This window comes from Pseudomonas sp. 05N434, from assembly GCF_056396965.1.
The window spans coordinates 1-511 of record NZ_JBFTMK010001088.1 but is presented as its reverse complement, the minus strand read 5'-3'; the positions used below and the strand labels follow the sequence as shown (position 1 = coordinate 511).

Below are 511 nucleotides of genomic sequence, written 5' to 3'. Positions count from 1 at the left end.
GTTCCAGTCCATTGACGTTACGCAGGTGCTAGATCGACCTGACCCAGATTTCGCGGAAGGCATAGTCATTGCCGTTTCCGGTGGCGACATGGTTAACGATCTGCAACTCCATCTGTGATGCACTCGCGGTAAACGTGCCTTTGAGCGGAGCCCAGGCCATTGACGAAATTTCCGTCGCGGGGGCAATGACTTGCGCTCCGCTGTTGAGTGACAGCACCGGAACCGAATAGCTGTTGTTCCACCTGCGCACGGTCACCCCGAACTCATAGGACCGACCCACTTCCAGCCCCTGAAAGGTCTTTTTCAACACCGTGCCGGCAGAGTTGTTGGTGTAGGTGTTGTCGAATAATACGTAGATATCTCCATCTTTGGTGATGGTGAGATCCCGTGGATCAGTCGCAGCGTCGCCCCTCATCCAACCATTCCAGTTATTGGTACCGTCTGTTGCCGAGAAGGTCGTTGTATCGTCGAAAGGCGCCTGGACCTCAAGACACAATGTAGGGAACAGCAC

General features: G+C 54.4%; 1 pseudogene. It reads right to left on the bottom strand.

What is annotated here, in order from left to right:
- Positions 1–28: 28 nt before the first annotated feature.
- Positions 29–511: pseudogene (locus tag AC1DLB_RS31875) on the bottom strand (sugar-binding protein); the annotation flags it as partial.